A 15,389-nucleotide genomic window follows, 5' to 3' on the forward strand; every position below is an offset into this window, starting at 1 on the left:
CGCACAAGGGTGCACATCGTGGCAATGCGGATCGTCGATCTCTGTTTCAGGGAACTTCAGGCACCTCTTCCCGGACCCGTCGAGGGCCATTCGCGCCAGGGAAAACTCCGTTGCGGTCACCCACCAGCATCACCCACGATGCGTCCATGAGCACGACGGGGGAGCGCACGCGGGCGACGTCCGTGGCGCGCACGGGGGTGGCGCCATGAGCGCCCGCCTGCGGGGTATCGCTCGGGAGACCGAGGACATCGTCGCGGCGGGGCGCTACCGCGCGCCGGACGGCCGCGAGGTGTCGATCGCGGCGCGGATCGACGCCGCGCGGACGGGAACGCGCCTGTACGGCCCGGAACCGGTCGCCGCCGCCGAGGTGGACCCGCCGCGGGTCGCCCCGGCGCGGACCCGGATCGAGGTCACCGGTGAGAGCAGTCTGGAGGCCGCCCGCCGTCTCACCGGCACGGCCCCCGTCGCCGTCCTCAACTTCGCCTCGGCCCGCAACCCCGGAGGCGGCTACCTGAACGGCGCCCAGGCCCAGGAGGAAGCCCTCTGCCGGGCCTCCGCCCTGTACACCTGCGTACGGGAGGCCCGCGGCTTCTACGACCACCACCGCGCCCACCGCGACCCGTTCTACACGGACCGTGTCATCCACTCGCCCGCCGTGCCCGTCTTCCGTGACGACCGCGGTGACCTCCTGGCCGCCCCGTACGAGGCCGGCTTCCTGACCTCCGCCGCCCCGAACGCTTCGGTCGTCCTGCGGACCGCGCCGGAGCGCGCCCCGGAGCTGCCGGGCGCCCTGGCCGTGCGCGCGGAACGGGTCCTGGAGACGGCCGTGGCGAACGGCTACCGCAGACTCGTCCTGGGCGCCTGGGGCTGCGGTGTCTTCGGCAACGACCCGGCACACGTGGCGACCGCGTTCCGCGGGCTCCTCACGGACGGCGGCCGGTTCGAGGGCCACTTCGAGCACGTGGTGTTCGGCGTACTGGACCGCACGAGGGGAGCCACGGTCCGAGCCGCCTTCGAGCGGGAGTTCCAGCCCGCGGGTCGTCCGGCTACCGCCAGCCGTACCGCTCCCGCAGCCGGTGCACGACGGAGTTGAACCGCATCCGGTCCAGGGCGCACGCCTCCCGCCGCATCCCCGCCTCGTGCAGGCGCAGCACCCGGTCCACATCCACCCAGGACGCCCGCCCCGACCGGTCCCACGGCCCGCTGCCGATCGGCACCCACTCCCGGTCCCCGTCATGCCGCTTGCTCGACAGCCGCACGGCGAGGAACGTCCCGCCCGGCTCCCGCGCCACCACCAGCACGGGCCGGTCCTTGCCCCGCCCGTCGTTCTCCTCGAACGGCACCCAGGTCCACACGATCTCCCCGGGGTCGGGGTCCCCGTCGTGCGCGGGCGAGTACTCGGTACGCACCCGCCCCACGCCGCGCGGGTCGGCCTCGGTGGTGGCGGAGGGGCCGTAGCGCCCGGGAACGTCCTGATCGGCAAACGCAGTCACGGGGCAACGCTAACCCGCGCCCCTCCAAGGGGGCGCGGGGCTGTGGCGTTGTGCGGCTCCGCCGCCCGGGCCACAACAGCAGGGCTCTAGGGTTCCCGGTCCACCGGTACCTTCTCCACCGGCAGCCCGTTGACCCCGGGTGGGCCGCCGGCGGGCGCCCCGTTCTTGTTCATGGACGCCAGCAGCTGCCGGGCCAGCCCCAGGCCCGTGCCGCCCATCGTCAGCGCCTTGGCGAACATGTCGGCCATCCCGTCGGCCCCGTTGAGCAGCACCATGTTGTCGACGTTCCCGAAGGCGGACGCCCCCGCATGCACGATCTCCGGCCACTTCTCGGCCAGTTGCTGCGCGATCACCGCCTCCTGGTTCTCGGCCAGCGCGGCGGCCCGCGCCTTGATGCCCTCGGCCTCGGCGAGCCCCTTCGCCCGCGCGGCCTCGGCGGCCGCGAGCCCCTTGGCCTGCCGGGCCGCGGCCTCGGCCTCACCGGTGGCGCGGGTCGCGTTCGCCTCGGCGGCGGCCGCGAGTTCGGTCTCCTTGGCCTTGGCCTGGGCCGCGGAGATACGGGCGTCGCGCTCGGCCTCGGCGAGGGTCCGCTTCTCGTAGGCCTTGGCGTCGGCGGGCTTGCGCACATCCGCCTGGAGCTGCTGCTCCCGCCGAGACGCCTCCAGCTCGGCGACCCGGGTCTCCTGGACGACGACCTCCTGCCGGGCGCCCGCCTCGGCGAGGGGCCCGGCCTGCTTGGCCTTGGCGGAGGCCTTGTCCCGCTCCGCCTGGTAGCCGGCCTGGAGGATCTCGCTGTCCCGGGTGGCCTCCGCCATCCGCGCCGCGGCCTGCTGCTCGGCCTCGGTGGCCAGCCGGTTCGCCTCGGCCTGCGCGATCCGGGCGTCCCGCTGGACGGCCGCCGCGTGCGGCATGGCGAGGTTCTTGATGTAGCCGGTCGGGTCCTCGATCTCGTGGATCTGCAACGAGTCGACGATCAGCCCCAGCTTCTCCATCTCCGTACCGCAGGCCGCCCGGGTCTGCCCGGTCAGCTTCTCCCGGTCGCGGATCATGTCCTCGACCGTCAACCCGCCCACGATGGACCGCAGATGGCCCGCGAACACGTTGTGCACCCGCTCCGAGACCCGCTTCTGCTGGTCGAGGAAGCGGCGGGCCGCGTTGGCGATGGACACGAAGTCGTCGCCGACCTTGAAGATGACCACGCCCCGGATCTTCAGCGGAATGCCCTGGTGGGTCACGCACTCCACGGCCAACTCGGTCTGGTTCAGGTCGAGCGAGAGCTTGCGCACCGCCTGCATCCCGGGCAGCACGAGCGTGCCGCGCCCGGTGACGATGCGGAAGCCCATGCCCTCCTCCAGGCCCTCCGTCCTGTGCTTGGAGCCGGAGATGATCAGCGCCTCGTTGGGTTCGGCGACCCGCCACATCAGTTTGAACAGGCCGATCAGTACCAGGACGGCGCCCAAGGCCGCCCCCGCGATGATGCCGATGAACATCGGCACACCCCCCTTGGCCAGGTGCCCTTTCGGCACCGAACGTCGGGAGTGTCCCAAGGGGCCCGCCCGGGGTACAGAGCCGTACGGACCGTTGTTGCAGTCTTGATGCGAACCGCTCCCGCAGAGGCGGCGAGCACCCCCGGCGGACCGTCAGCGATCGACCTGACGGTCCGTCAACTGTCGTACGCGGCCGAGACGTAGACCGTGCGCGGCGGCAGGTACTCGATCACCATCACGAGGGTCCCCGGCTCGATCCGGTCCTTCGCGGAGGCGGGGTACGCCAGGAAGTGCTCGGCCCCGCCGCGCACCCGGACGATCACCTCGCCGACGAGCCCGGGACCGACCGCACCGGTCACCCGTCCCATCAGCCCGACCATCGACGGTTCGTCCATGGTCACAGCGTACGGGTCGCACCCGGGCCCCCGAACCCACTCGCGACGGGGCGGCCCCGCTCACACCGCGGGGGACTCGGCGGGGGTCGTCGTGTCCGGCGGCCACAGTTCGTGCCAGCGCTGGTCCGCCTCCAACTGCGCGGCCAGCGACAGCAGCAACGGCTCGCTGTTCGCCGGACCGAGCAGCTGCGCGCCCACCGGCAGCCCGTCGCCGACGAAACCCGCCGGTACGTTCACGCCGGGCCAGCCGAGCACGTTCCACGGCCAGGCGTAGGGGCAGGCGGCGATCATCGCCCGGTCGGTGCCGAGCCCGCCGAGGCCGATCATGGAGCCGACGCGCGGCGGGGGAGCGGCGGTGGTCGGCGCGAGCAGCACGTCGTACGTGGTGAAGAGGGCGCCGATCCGCTGGTGGAGCGTGGCCTCCGCGCGGCGGGCCAGTCGCAGGGGCGCGCCGGCGAGCAGCCGGCCGAGGCGGGCGGCGTCGAGCGTGCGCCGGTCGAGGAGGTCCTGCCGGGCGATCCCGCCGACGTGTTCGGCGATTCCCGCGGTGGCGCGCGGGACGAAGGTGAGCCCGATCCGCCCGTAGCGGGGCTCGGCCTCCTCCACCTCGTGCCCGAGTGCGGCGAGCCGTTCGGCGACCGCCCGGACCCTGTCCCGCACCCGGGGGTCCAGTCGTGCGGGCAGCGCGGTGAACGGCGGCTTCAAGGAGAGCGCGATCCGCAGCCGCCCCGGATCCCGCGTCACGGCCTCGAAGGCGTCGACGGCCTCAGGCCGGTGCAGGTCGCCCTCGTGGTTGCCGGCGGCCGCGTCGAGCAGAAGGGCGGCGTCGGCGACCGTGCGGGCGAGGGTGCCGTTGACGGTGATGCCCTGGAAGGACTCCGGGAGCGGCCACGTCGAGATGCGGCCGCGCTGCGGTTTGATGCCGATGAGATGTGTCCAGGAGGCGGGGATACGGATCGAGCCCGCCCCGTCCGACCCCAGTGCGCCCGGCACGAGTCCCGCCGCGACGGCCGCCGCCGAGCCGCCCGAGGAGCCGCCGGGGGTGTGGTCGCGGTGCCAGGGGTTGCGGGTGGCCCCGAAGGCCGGCCCCTCGGTGAAGGGCCACTGCCCGAGTTCACAGGTGTTGGTCTTGCCGACCACGATCGCCCCGGCCGCCCGCAGCCGCCGTACCGCCTCGCCGTCCTCCGGCAGCGACGGGAACTCGCCCCGGCAGCCGAACGCGGTGGGCTCGCCCGCCACGTCCATGTCGTCCTTCACGGCCACCGGCACCCCGAGCAGCGGCCGCCGCCCGCCTGCCGCGAGTTCCCGGTCCGCCGCCTCGGCCTCCACCAGTGCCGCCTCGGCGCGTACCCGCCGGAAGGCGTTGACCGTCGGCTGACTCGCCTCGATCCGGGCCAGGGTCCGCTCGACCAGTTCCCGCGACGTCACCTCCCCGGCGGCCAGCGCACGGGCACACTCCGCCAGACCCGGGGCACGGTCGGCAGCCATACGGAACACCTCCGGTAGCAGGTTGTTCTACCGAACGGTAACGTCCGCGCGCGGGCGGCGGTACGGGACGGACGACTTCGCTGGTGACCACGGCGGTTCGCGGCCTGAGCGGGCGGGCCCACGACGACGGGGGCCGGGCCCGGCCGACCCCTGGCGCGCGTGCGCGTGGCATGCCCGGGCCCACCGGCGGCCCGAGGCGCCCTGAAGCGGAGCCATTCGGGAGTCTCGGAAACGCCGCGAGCGGGCGTGCCAGACGCCGCGGGGCAGGCGGGACTTTCGAAACACACCCTTCAGCCGTGAGCCAAGCGCCGCAGGGTGAGAGCCAGTTGCGGGCGCAGCCGGCCGTGCGGGTCGCGGACGGGCCCGCCCAGGAGGGACTCCGCGTGGGTCAACCGGTCCCGGAGCGTGGAGTGGTGGACGTCGACCTCGGCGGCCGCCGCCCGCAGGCTCGCCGTGGACGCGACCGCGTGCAGTGTGGCCGGCATCCACGGCGCGTCCGCCGCGGCCTTCTCCAGCTCTCGCACATCCGGCGGCGGTTCACCTCCCGGCACGCCCCGACCCGCCCGCCGGGCACCCCGTCGGCCCCGGCCGCGTCCCACCGACGCGCCGGCGGATCACCGCATCGGTACCCCACCGCGAGAACCGGCCGCCCCGACGCCTGTTCAACACACAGTTCACGCCATAGCTTTGGCGTGTTACGCGGACGTAGCGGCCGCGCGCACCTCCGGGCGCCCGCCGACCGCACGGCCCCGGCACCCCTCTCGCGGAGACCGCGGCGAGAACCGGCACCCGTCCTGTCCCGCGTGCGAGGCCGCCCGCTTTCCGTCCTCCCGAGCAGCCCACCAGCCCCGTTGCCAGCGCAACCACGCCCCGCGCGCCGCACCGGCACACCACGGCGCTCCCGGGCCGAGGACGGCCGCGTACGGGCGTGACCGCTCCCGCGGACGCCGGGGCCCGTCCGCCAAACGCCGCCATCACCCCACCTTCACGGAGATGGCGCGAAATGGTTGCAGGACTGAACAGGTTTCGAACATATTCGCCAAACTGCCCAGCCACAAAGATCGGTCGCCCGAACCGAGCCCCCGCACGGCCCGGACCCGAGCTCCCGTACGGCCGGAAGTCCCCCGGCCGGAAAGCCCTTCACAGCTTCTGCAAGGATGCCGTCGTCATGGTGCAGATACCGAAAGAGCCCGCCCCGCCCGCGCCGCTGCAACGGTCCGTGCCCACGAGCGCCGATGTGGCCCGCCTGGCGGGTGTCTCACGTGCGACCGTCAGTTACGTCCTCAACAACACCAGTGCCGTCCGCATCAGCGAGCCCACCCGCCGCCGGGTCCACGAGGCCGCGAAGGAACTGGGGTACGTACCGCACGCGGCGGCCCGCAGCCTGCGCGCCGGCCACAGCCGCATGGTCCTCATGCCCACCCCGAACGTGCCCATAGGGCCGCTCTACAGCCAGTTCATCAACGATCTCCAGTGGGCCCTCAGCCGCCTCGACTACACCGTCGTGCAGTACGGCGGAGTAGGTCTGCGCGGCGACGAGGCGGCCCGCGCCTGGGCCGAGCTGCGCCCGGTCGCGGTGATCGTCCCCGGTGAGGGACTCGGCCCGCAGGGCGTGGCCATCCTGAAGCGCTCCGGCGCACGCGCCGTCGTCACCCTCAGCCCCGAACCCGTCGAGGGCGCCCATGTGCTGCTCCTGGACCACGGCGTCGTCGGCGAGAGCGCTGGCCGCCATCTGGTCGAGCGCGGGCACCGCCGTATCGGCGTCGTGGTTCCCGAGGAGCCCGGCCTCGGGGTGTTCTCCCGGCCCCGGCTCGCGGGCGTACGGCGTGCGGTGCGGGGCACCGAGGCGACGGTCACCGAACTGCACCTCGCCTACGACGAGAAGGCCGCGGGCCGACTCGCCGCCCGCTGGCGCTCCCTGGGCCTCGACTCGGTGTTCGCCTACAACGACGAGTACGCGATGCTCGTCATGCGGGCGCTGCGGGACGAGGGCATCGGCGTCCCCGACGACACGGCCGTCGTCGGCGCCGACGACCTCATGCTGGGCCGTCTGCTGCGACCGCGTCTCAGCACGGTCCACATCGAGCTGCCGTCCGGTCGCGACCTCGCGGAACTGGTCGACCGCGCGGTCCGCGACCCCGCCATGGTGCCCACGACCCACGATGTGCTGGGTGCGCGGATCGTCCACCGCGAATCGAGCTGACGGGGCCGCGTCCGGACCGCTGTGTGGACCGCTTCCGGATGAGCGCGCCCGGCCGGAGGGCACCGGCCGGTGACCGTCGGCACGCCGGCCGGCGACCACCCGGAGCCGCCGTCCGCGCCGCGGTCCCGCCGGTTCACTGACCGTTCTGCTCGACCTGCGCCTGCTGGGCCGCGACGGCCTTGCGGACCTCGTCCATGTCCAGCTTGCGGGCCTGCCCGATCACATCGGTCAGCGCGGCCTCGGGCAGCGCGCCCGGCTGCGCGAACACGGCGACCTGGTCACGGACGATCATCAGCGTCGGGATGGACTGGATACCGAAGGCCGCGGCCAGCTCCGGCTGCGCCTCGGTGTCCACCTTGCCGAACACCAGGTCCGGGTTGTCCTCGGCGGCCTTCTCGTAGACCGGCGCGAACTGACGGCACGGCCCGCACCAGGACGCCCAGAAGTCGATCAGGACGAAGTCGTTGTCCGTGACCGTCTGGTCGAAGTTCTCCTTGGTGAGCTCCACGGTGCTGCTCATGGCGTGCATCCCTCTTCCTGGGTGTCGGTACTCGGGGTGAGCCGCTGTCGACAACGCGCCCCGCCGGTGGCGTATTCCGCGCGCGTACCCGTGTGGCCACGGCGCACACCACCAACCAGACTGACCCCATGACGGATACGGAACACACCGAAAACGACGAGGACACCACGGGGACCCGGTACGACGTGGTGGTGCTCGGTGCCGGACCCGTGGGGGAGAACGTCGCCGACCGCACCCGCGCGGCCGGCCTGTCCACCGCGGTCGTGGAGAGCGAACTCGCGGGCGGTGAGTGCTCGTACTGGGCGTGCATGCCCAGCAAGGCCCTGCTGCGCCCCGCGATCGCCCGGGCCGACGCCCGCCGCGTCCCCGGCCTGCGCCACCTCGTCGAGGGCCCGCTGAACGCCGCCGAAGTGCTCGCCCACCGCGACCACGAGGCGTCCGACTGGAAGGACGACGGCCAGGTCGCGTGGCTGGAGAGCATCGGAGCGGTCGTCCACCGCGGCCACGGGCGGCTGGCCGGGGCCCGCCGGGTGGTCGTCGACACCCCCGACGGCGGACGGCAGGTCCTCACCGCCCGGCACGCCGTGGTGGTCTCCACCGGCAGCCGCGCCCTGCTGCCCGATCTGCCGGGGCTGGAGCGGGTGAAGCCGTGGACGAGCCGGGAGGCAACCAGCGCGAAGCAGGTGCCCGGCCGGCTGATCGTCGTCGGCGGCGGTGTCGTCGCCGTCGAGATGGCCACCGCCTGGCGCGCCCTCGGTTCCGAGGTCACCGTCCTCGTCCGCGGCAAGGGCCTGCTGCCCCGCATGGAACCCTTCGCCGGTGAACTGGTCGCCGAGGCGCTCACCGAGGCGGGCGCGGACGTCCGCACCGGCACGTCGTTGACGGCGGTGACCCGCGAGAGCGGCACCGTGGTGGTGCTCACCGACGCCGGGGACCGCCTGGAGGCCGACGAGATCCTCTTCGCCACCGGACGCGCCCCGCGCACCGACGACATCGGCCTCGACACCGTCGGTCTGGACCCCGGCTCCTGGCTGCCCGTCGACGACAGCCTCCGGGTCACCGGCAGCGACTGGCTCTACGCGGTCGGCGATGCCAACCACCGGGCGCTCCTCACCCACCAGGGCAAGTACCAGGCACGGATCGCGGGGGCCGCCATCGCCGCCCGCGCGGCCGGTGTCCCGATCCTGGAGAGCGACCCCTGGGGCGCCCACGCAGCCACCGCCGACCACCGGGCCGTTCCGCAGGTCGTGTTCACCGACCCCGAGGCCGCGGCCGTCGGTCTCTCCCTCGCCGAGGCGGAGCAGGCCGGACACCGCGTCCGAGCCGTCGACGTCGAGTTCTCCTCCGTGGCCGGGGCGGGGCTGTACGCCGACGGCTACCGGGGCCGCGCCCGGATGGTCGTCGACCTGGACCGCGAGATCGTCCGCGGTGTCACCTTCGTCGGGCCCGCCGTCGGCGAACTCATCCACTCGGCCACGATCGCCGTCGCCGGGGAGGTCCCCGTCGACCGGCTGTGGCACGCGGTTCCCTCCTACCCGACGATCAGCGAGATCTGGCTGCGGCTGCTGGAGGCGTACCGGGGCTGAACCGGCCGGCTTGCCCCACCCCTCAGTCGGGCAGCGGGAAACCGAGGGCGCGGGCGGCGCGGGCCGGGGTGGGGTCGTTCCAGCGGTCGGCCATCGCCTGGTTCGAGGACAGGGAGCGCAGCTCGGCGTGGTCGAGGTAGAGCATGCCGTTCAGGTGGTCCGTCTCGTGCTGGACGATACGGGCGGGCCACCCGGAGAACTCCTCGTCCACCGCCCGCCCCCGCTCGTCGAGCGCCCGCAGCCGGACCCGGGCGGGCCGGGCCACCACGGCCTGCCACCCGGGCACGCTCAGACAGCCCTCGAAGAACGCGTTCCGGTGCGGCCCGGCCGCCTCGTACGACGGATTGACCAGGACACGGAACGGCTGCGGGATCCGCCCCCGGGCCAGCCGCACCTCGTCGGGCACCGGCGCCGGGTCCTCGATCACCGCGATCCGCAGGGGCACGCCCACCTGCGGTGCGGCGAGACCGACACCCGGTGCCGCGTGCATGGTGGCCCGCAGCGCGGCGACGAAGCGGGCCAGCAGACCGGGGTCGAGCTGGCCGTCGAAGGGCTCGGCCGTGCGGCGCAGTACCGGATCGCCCGCGGCCACGATCGGCAGCGGGCCCTCGTGGGCGAGGAGTTCCCCGACCCGGTCGCTCAGGGGGCGGGACTCGGCGCGCTCTCGTTCGGAAGCCATCGCGCCAGCATGCCAAGCGGGACGACCCCGACGCGAGGCGGCGCTCCCGGCCCGGTGGGCCCCGACCGCCCCCGAAAGGCCATGTGACCCACGCCACACGATTCTCCGGGAACTCGGCGCCTTCACGCTCCGACTACTGAACCGCCACGACATCCCCGTCCCCGTACCCCGGAGCAACCGCCGATGACCATCGCCCCCTCGACCGAGACGGACGAGACCCGTCAACCCGTCACGCCCGACGGCGCGACGAGGAGCGCCTGGGCCTCCCTCCGGCCGCTCGTCCTGCGGCTGCACTTCTACGCGGGGGTCCTGGTCGCCCCGTTCCTGCTGGTCGCCGCCCTGACGGGCGGGCTGTACGCCGCCTCGTTCCAGATCGAGAGGATCGTCTACGCCGACGAGACGACCGTCGCGAAGGTGGGCGGGGAGAAGCTGCCGATCTCCCGGCAGGTGGCCGCTGCCCGCACGGCGCATCCCGAGGGCACCGTCTCCGCCGTACGCCCCTCGCCCGAGGACGACGCGACGACCAGGGTGATGCTGTCCGGCGTCGAGGGCGTCGACGAGGACAACACGCTCGCGGTCTTCGTCGACCCGTACACGGCACAGGTGCGCGGGGCGCTGGAGCAGTACGGTGCGACCGGCGCGCTGCCGCTGCGGACCTGGATCGACAAGTTCCACGCCAATCTGCACCTCGGTGAGCCCGGCCGCCTCTACAGCGAACTCGCCGCCAGCTGGCTGTGGGTCATCTCGGCCGGCGGTCTCGTCCTGTGGTTCGGCCGCCGTCGCGCCCAGCGCAAGGTGCGCGGCACCAGCGGCCGGCGCCGCACCCTGGGCCTGCACGGCACGGTCGGCGTGTGGGCCGCCGCCGGGTTCTTCTTCCTGTCGGCGACGGGCCTGACCTGGTCGGCGTACGCCGGCGCCAACATCGACGTCCTGCGCACCGAACTGCGCCAGGCCACCCCGGCCATCTCGGCCGCGGCGGGCGACCACGGCGGTCATGACGCCGGCGCGGCGAAGGGAGGGGCCGCCGCCGAGGGCGATCTCGACAAGATCCTCGCCGCCGCCCGCGCGGAGGGACTGGGCGACCCGGTGGAGATCGTGCCGCCCGCCGACGCGTCGTCCGCGTACGTCGTGAAGCAGGTGCAGCGCAGCTGGCCCACCAAGCAGGACGCGGTGGCCGTGGACCCGGCGACCGCCGAGGTCACCGACACCCTGCGGTTCGCCGACTTCCCCGTGCTGGCCAAGCTCACCCGGTGGGGCATCGACGCTCACACCGGCGTACTGTTCGGCCTCGTCAACCAGCTGCTCCTGATGGCGCTGGCGGCCTCCCTGGTGCTGCTGATCCTGTGGGGCTACCGCATGTGGTGGCAGCGCGGCCGGGCCTCCGCCTTCGGCCGCCCGATCCCGCGCGGCGCCTGGCAGCAGGTGCCGCCGCAGATCCTCGTCCCCGCGCTGGCGGCCGTCGCCGTCCTCGGCTACTTCGTCCCGCTCCTCGGCATCCCGCTCGCCGTCTTCATCGTGGTGGACGTCGTCCTGGGCGAGATCGCCCACCGCCGGGGCAAGCGGACGTACGGGGGCCGGACCGAGGCGAAGCAGGGCGTGGAGCAGGGTGCGGGGAAAGCGCCGTAACAGGGCGTACGGAAGCGCCGGGGGGTTTGTCCCGACCGGGACACACCCCCCGGCGCACGGCGAAGGCTCCTGCTCCTTCCGGCTGACTCTCCCTCACAGCCGCTCGAAGTCGCCGGCGAGGGCCGAGGCGATCCTCAGGTGCGACTCCGCCTCGTCGTGCCGGGCCTGCCGTTGCAGGGTGCGGCCCAGCAGCAGCCGGGCGTAGTGCTCCACCGGGTCACGCTCGACGAGAACGCGCAACTCGGCCTCAGTGCGCCGCAGTTGGGCGGAGTGGTAGTAGGCGCGGGCCAGCAGCAGCCGGGGGCCGGTCTGCTCCGGCACCTCCTCGACCAGCGCGCTGAGGACGCGCGCGGCGGCCGCGTACTCCTCGGCGTCGAAGAACATCCGGGCGCGCTCCCAGCGCTCCGCCGGTGTCCCGTGGTCGTAGTACGTCGTGTCCACTGTGACCTCCTTCGACGCCCACAACCCACCGGTCCGGTCGGGTATTCCACCGTCCCCGTGGGGTGCGGGGGCCGCCGGGGCGACCGGTCACGCAGGGCCGCGAGCTCCGGGACCGCGGTGTGACGGGCGGGGTGCGGGCAGGGACGGGCCTCGGGGCGGGGAGGTGCGGACCTGCGGGAGGCTGCCGGCCGGGGGCGGGAGGCGGTCGGTCTGACGGAGTGGCCGACCGGGGGCTAGGTTGAGCGGTATGAGCAATCTTGACCGTCAGGCCGTGCCGAGTGTGTGCGGCGGCCGGGGATTCGTCGTCGCGGAACCCGTGCGGGAACTGCTGAGCCCCCGCCGTGTGCAACTCGGCGAGTCCACGGAAGTACGGCGCCTGCTGCCGAACCTGGGGCGCCGCATGGTGGCTGCCTGGGCGTTCGTCGACCACTACGGGCCGGACGACATCGCGGACGAGCCCGGTATGCAGGTGCCGCCGCACCCGCACATGGGCCTGCAGACCGTCAGCTGGCTGCACCAGGGCGAGGTGCTGCACCGCGACTCCACGGGCAGCCTGCAGACGATCCGCCCGCGTGAGCTGGGGCTGATGACCTCCGGGCGGGCCATCAGCCACTCCGAGGAGAGCCCCAGGCCGCACGCCCGTTTCCTGCACGGTGCCCAGCTGTGGGTCGCCCTGCCGGACGGGCACCGGCACACCGACCCGCGCTTCGAGCACCACGCCGACCTGCCGGTCGTCACCGCGCCCGGCCTGGAGGCCACGCTCATCCTGGGCTCGCTCGACGGCGCCACGTCGCCCGGCACGACGTTCACGCCGATCGTCGGCGCCGACCTCACGCTCACCCGGGGTGCCGATCTGCGCCTGCCCGTGGAACCCGACTTCGAGTACGCGGTCCTCTCCATGTCGGGCGAGGCCCACGTGGACGGGGTTCCGGTCCTCCCCGGCTCCATGCTCTACCTCGGCTGCGGCCGCACCGAACTCCCCCTCCGCGCCGACTCCGACGCCTCCCTCATGCTCCTCGGCGGTGAGCCCTTCGAGGAGGAGCTGATCATGTTCTGGAACTGGATCGGCCGGTCGCAGGAGGAGATCGAACAGGCCCGCCGCGACTGGATGGAAGGGACACGGTTCGGGGAGGTGAAAGGGTACGACGGGGCTCCGCTGCCGGCCCCCGAGCTGCCGCCGACACCTCTGAAGCCGCGAGGGAGGGCCCGTTGACCTGCGGAAATGACTGATCATCCGGTGCCGGGTGGGTGACGTGCTGCCGGGTGCCGGGGCAGGCCGTTCCCGGGAGCGGTGCGGGAATCCCGTCCGCGCGGCCGACCCGCCGCACGAAGGTACTCTCCGGTGCGAAATACTCTCCCGATGAGTTCGCGTACTTCCCCGAGCAGTGGGCCGATCACGATACGGAGGGCCGTCGCGCGGGACGCCAAACGGCTCACGCGGCTCGTGCGTGGCTCAAGCGCCTACGAGGGCAAGTACGCAGCCGCGGTCGCGGGCTACCGGGTCGGTCCTGACTACATCGAGGCCCACCGCGCCTTCGTAGCCGTCGGCGCCGACGAGCATGGAGCCCGGGTCCTCGGGTTCTACTCGCTCGTCCTCGCCCCACCGGAGCTCGACCTGCTGTTCGTCGCTGACGATGTGCAAGGAAGGGGTATCGGCCTCCTGCTCGTCGCGCACATGCAGTCCGAGGCCCGTGCCGCCGGCCTCGACAGGGTCAGGGTCGTCTCGCATCGTCCCGCCGAGGGCTTCTACCACCGTGCCGGTGCGATGCGGACCGGGACCGCGCTCGCGAACCCGCCCGCCGTGCCGTGGGACCGTCCCGAGTTCGAGTTTCGCATTCCTTCGGGGCCGTGACCGGAACGGGGACGTGCTGCCGGGCCGCGGCTCAGGCGCCGACGGCGACCGGCACGCGGGTGCCGCCGCACCCGTTCGGGGCAGGGTGACCCAATGGGACCCTGCCCCGACGGGGCTCGGTCGGCGGGCTACCCGCGCCCGGCGGAAACCGGTGCCGTGGGCGGTGCTTCGCTGCTCAGCCGAAGTTCACGTCGCTGCACCACATGTAGGCCTGGTCGAGGTGCGAGGCCTGCCAGATCACGAACACGATGTGGTGTCCGGTGTACCCGGAGGTCTGGACGGGGAACGTGATGTTCTGCGCCGGGGCGAAGCGGCCGGTCTGCGTGATGAAGTCGAGGTTGCCCCAGCCCAGGGTCTGGGTCTTGGGGTTGAAGCCCTGCTTGCTCACGTAGACCTTGAAGTAGTCGGCACCGTGGGACGCCTGGTCGTACAGCTGGACCGAGAAGTTGTTGCCGATGGTGGTGGTCTTCCACGCTCCGGGCTTGTCCAGGCTGGCGTTCCTCGAGAGGTTGTTGCTGCAGAGTGTCCCGTCGGGGGTCCGCGCCTGGAACTGGCCTCCGAGGCCGTCGCGGAGCGCGCTCATCCAGTTCCACATGGTGTCGGAGTTTGCCTGGAAGGCCTGCCAGCACATGGGGTCCTGGGTCTGCATGGCCGGGTTGGTGTGGTTGTTTCCCCACGTCTTCCAGCACTGGTACGCGCGGGTGGCGGGGCCGACGACGGTGCCGTGGGCCTGGGCGGGGGTCGACCAGGCGAGGGCGCCGACGACCACGGCGAACAGCATGACGAGCGCTTGGAGAGGCCGGCGGAGGGACGCCCGCGAACGCCCGGTCAACGGGCTCTTGTTGCGCATGGGGGGACTCCTTCCAATTGCGCATAGCTGATTTGGGAGCGCTCCCACAGTTAGGTCTTCCGGGCGAGATGTCAATGAAGCCGACTGAGTTGATTGCGGGAATGGGCGGTGGGCAGGGAATCCGCCGTGAACCGGGAGCCGGAAATGTTCGCGGGAAGGGTTGATCCTTGGCGGGAAGACGGACACGCGGCTGACGTTCCATCGCGCGGCCACGCCTCACCGGAGGGGTGCCAGCGGTGCGTGTCCCCACCCCGCACCACCGCGGTGGGGCAGAGCGCGCGATGCAGCAGGGCCTGGCTGACCGATCCCGGCAGTAGCCCGCCGAAGCCGCCGCGACCCGGGGCGCCGACCACGACAAGCTGGGCAGTCCGGCCGGCCTCGATCAACGCCTCCCGCGTCCTGCCGTGCACCACCTCGTGCTCCACAGCCACACCCGGGAAGCGCTCCTGACGGCCGGTGAGCGCCTCGTGCGTCAGACGTCGTTCCTCGGCGAGGGCTCCCGGAGGGTTCGCGTACGGCATCGACGCGTCCTGCGGTGCGGGCTGCGGCGCGTTCCACGTCGTCCAGGCGTGCAAGGCCACCAGCGGCGTCTTCCGCAGCTCCGCCTCGACGAAGGCGACCCCCGCTCGCCCGCCGCCGAGCCGTCCACACCCAGCACGATCGGTCCGTCGCTCCTCGGGGGCTCGCGCACCACCAGGACGGGACACCGGCCGTGCGCCGCCAGATGCACCGCCGTCGACCCCACCAGAAGCCCGACGAACCCGTTCTC

Annotated in this window: 14 protein-coding genes and 2 pseudogenes; 6 read left to right on the forward strand and 10 right to left on the reverse strand. The window is 73.1% G+C overall.

Annotated features, from left to right (window positions below):
• Nucleotides 1-205 precede the first annotated feature (205 nt).
• Entirely contained in the window at nt 206-1,093 is an 888-nt protein-coding gene (locus tag AC067N_RS24265) for a TIGR02452 family protein (protein ID WP_478680985.1), read from the forward strand.
• On the opposite strand, the gene AC067N_RS24270 is transcribed toward AC067N_RS24265, so the two are convergent.
• From AC067N_RS24270 to AC067N_RS24290, 5 genes and pseudogenes are all read right to left on the reverse strand, one after another.
• A complete protein-coding gene (locus AC067N_RS24270; protein ID WP_478680986.1) occupies nt 1,047-1,493 on the reverse strand; it encodes a type II toxin-antitoxin system PemK/MazF family toxin in 447 nt (148 codons plus the stop codon). The genes AC067N_RS24265 and AC067N_RS24270 overlap by 47 nt on opposite strands.
• Nucleotides 1,494-1,579: 86 nt before the next feature.
• Nucleotides 1,580-2,983 carry a flotillin family protein gene (locus tag AC067N_RS24275; protein WP_478680987.1) on the reverse strand — a complete coding sequence of 468 codons (1,404 nt, stop codon included), beginning with the start codon at nt 2,981-2,983 and terminating at the stop codon, nt 1,580-1,582.
• A gap of 173 nt (nt 2,984-3,156) precedes the next feature.
• Nucleotides 3,157-3,381: a hypothetical protein gene (locus tag AC067N_RS24280; RefSeq protein ID WP_478680988.1), complete on the reverse strand. Its 225-nt coding sequence runs from the start codon at nt 3,379-3,381 to the stop codon at nt 3,157-3,159.
• Nucleotides 3,382-3,435: 54 nt separating this feature from the next.
• The gene (locus AC067N_RS24285) at nt 3,436-4,863 is read right to left on the reverse strand and encodes an amidase (RefSeq protein WP_478680989.1); all 1,428 of its coding nucleotides are present in this window, start codon (nt 4,861-4,863) and stop codon (nt 3,436-3,438) included.
• A 290-nt stretch (nt 4,864-5,153) separates the two neighbouring features.
• A pseudogene (locus tag AC067N_RS24290) lies at nt 5,154-5,414 on the reverse strand (helix-turn-helix domain-containing protein); the annotation flags it as partial.
• A gap of 617 nt (nt 5,415-6,031) precedes the next feature.
• On the opposite strand from AC067N_RS24290, the gene AC067N_RS24295 reads away from it, so the two are divergent.
• On the forward strand, nt 6,032-7,066 hold the full coding sequence (locus AC067N_RS24295) for a LacI family DNA-binding transcriptional regulator (RefSeq protein WP_478680990.1): 1,035 nt from the start codon (nt 6,032-6,034) through the stop codon (nt 7,064-7,066).
• A 133-nt stretch (nt 7,067-7,199) separates the two neighbouring features.
• Here AC067N_RS24295 and trxA read toward each other — a convergent pair whose 3' ends face one another.
• Nucleotides 7,200-7,586, reverse strand: a complete 387-nt coding sequence (gene trxA / locus AC067N_RS24300) for a thioredoxin (RefSeq protein WP_478680991.1) — start codon at nt 7,584-7,586, stop codon at nt 7,200-7,202.
• A gap of 128 nt (nt 7,587-7,714) precedes the next feature.
• On the opposite strand from trxA, the gene AC067N_RS24305 reads away from it, so the two are divergent.
• On the forward strand, nt 7,715-9,172 hold the full coding sequence (locus AC067N_RS24305) for a dihydrolipoyl dehydrogenase family protein (RefSeq protein WP_478680992.1): 1,458 nt from the start codon (nt 7,715-7,717) through the stop codon (nt 9,170-9,172).
• A gap of 22 nt (nt 9,173-9,194) precedes the next feature.
• Here AC067N_RS24305 and AC067N_RS24310 read toward each other — a convergent pair whose 3' ends face one another.
• Nucleotides 9,195-9,851 carry a peptide deformylase gene (locus AC067N_RS24310; protein WP_478680993.1) on the reverse strand — a complete coding sequence of 219 codons (657 nt, stop codon included), beginning with the start codon at nt 9,849-9,851 and terminating at the stop codon, nt 9,195-9,197.
• A 183-nt stretch (nt 9,852-10,034) separates the two neighbouring features.
• On the opposite strand from AC067N_RS24310, the gene AC067N_RS24315 reads away from it, so the two are divergent.
• Nucleotides 10,035-11,477 (forward strand): PepSY-associated TM helix domain-containing protein, encoded by a 1,443-nt coding sequence (locus AC067N_RS24315; protein WP_478680994.1) that lies wholly within the window; start codon nt 10,035-10,037, stop codon nt 11,475-11,477.
• 93 nt (nt 11,478-11,570) lie between these two features.
• On the opposite strand, the gene AC067N_RS24320 is transcribed toward AC067N_RS24315, so the two are convergent.
• Nucleotides 11,571-11,918 (reverse strand): tetratricopeptide repeat protein, encoded by a 348-nt coding sequence (locus AC067N_RS24320; protein ID WP_478680995.1) that lies wholly within the window; start codon nt 11,916-11,918, stop codon nt 11,571-11,573.
• 247 nt (nt 11,919-12,165) lie between these two features.
• Here AC067N_RS24320 and AC067N_RS24325 point away from each other — a divergent pair, with 247 nt between their 5' ends.
• Nucleotides 12,166-13,131, forward strand: coding sequence for a pirin family protein (locus tag AC067N_RS24325; protein WP_478680996.1), 966 nt, complete (start codon nt 12,166-12,168; stop codon nt 13,129-13,131).
• 147 nt (nt 13,132-13,278) lie between these two features.
• Nucleotides 13,279-13,770: a GNAT family N-acetyltransferase gene (locus tag AC067N_RS24330; protein ID WP_478680997.1), complete on the forward strand. Its 492-nt coding sequence runs from the start codon at nt 13,279-13,281 to the stop codon at nt 13,768-13,770.
• Nucleotides 13,771-13,945: 175 nt separating this feature from the next.
• Here AC067N_RS24330 and AC067N_RS24335 read toward each other — a convergent pair whose 3' ends face one another.
• Both AC067N_RS24335 and AC067N_RS24340 read right to left on the reverse strand, forming a co-directional pair.
• Nucleotides 13,946-14,620, reverse strand: a complete 675-nt coding sequence (locus AC067N_RS24335; protein ID WP_478680998.1) for a lytic polysaccharide monooxygenase auxiliary activity family 9 protein — start codon at nt 14,618-14,620, stop codon at nt 13,946-13,948.
• Between the two features lie 242 nt (nt 14,621-14,862).
• Nucleotides 14,863-15,383, reverse strand: a pseudogene (locus tag AC067N_RS24340) (universal stress protein); the annotation flags it as partial.
• Nucleotides 15,384-15,389: the final 6 nt, after the last annotated feature.

The organism is Streptomyces sp. NPDC042364, assembly GCF_056437585.1.